This is a genomic window from Streptomyces sp. A1136 (genome assembly GCF_004795055.1).
Taxonomy (GTDB): Bacteria; Actinomycetota; Actinomycetes; order Streptomycetales; family Streptomycetaceae; genus Streptomyces.
Window position 1 is genome coordinate 1 of sequence record NZ_SSBJ01000217.1, and the last position, 635, is coordinate 635.

The 635-nt window shown below is 76.1% G+C and carries 1 protein-coding gene; it reads left to right on the forward strand.

Translation table 11 applies throughout. The features are described 5' to 3' along the window. Nucleotides 1-110: 110 nt before the first annotated feature. The coding region (locus E6R62_RS38185) for a condensation domain-containing protein (protein ID WP_206309013.1) at nucleotides 111-635 on the forward strand (525 nt) is incomplete at its 3' end.

The window sequence follows — 635 nt, forward strand, 5'->3', positions numbered from 1 at the left end:
GTCGCGGCCCTCGCCGAGTCCTTCACCGCCGCCCTGCGCAGCGCCTGCCGCAGCTAGCCGGCCCCCGCTTCCCGCCCCACCTCGTCCATGCCTCACAGGGAGATACCAAGATGACCACGCCCTCGTCGCGGGAGAGCCGGATCAGCGCACTGCCGACGGACCTCCAGGCGCTGCTGCGCGCCCGGATGTCCGGACAGGCCGTGGTCGCCGACCCGCACGCCATCCGCCCCGCCGACCGCACCGGTGAGCTGCCCGCCTCGTTCGCCCAGCGGCGGCTGTGGTTCCTGGAGGAGTACAGCCCGGGCGGCACCGCGTACAACTCCGGGCTGGCGCTGCGGCTGACGGGGGCGCTGGACGAGGGGGCGCTGGAGCGGGCGGTGGCGCGGGCGGTGGCCCGGCACGAGGCGCTGCGGACCACCTTCGACGCGGTGGACGGGCGGGTCACGCAGGTCGTCCACCCGGCCCTGGAGGTCCCGGTGGAGCGGGCGGAGCTGCCGGAGGGGGCTCCGGAGGCGGAGGTGGACGCCTTCCTGCGGGCCCGGCTGCTGACCCCGTTCGACCTGCGGAAGGGCCCGCTGCTGCGGGTCGTGCTGCTGCGGCTGGCGGACGACCGGCACGCCCTGCTGCTGTCGATG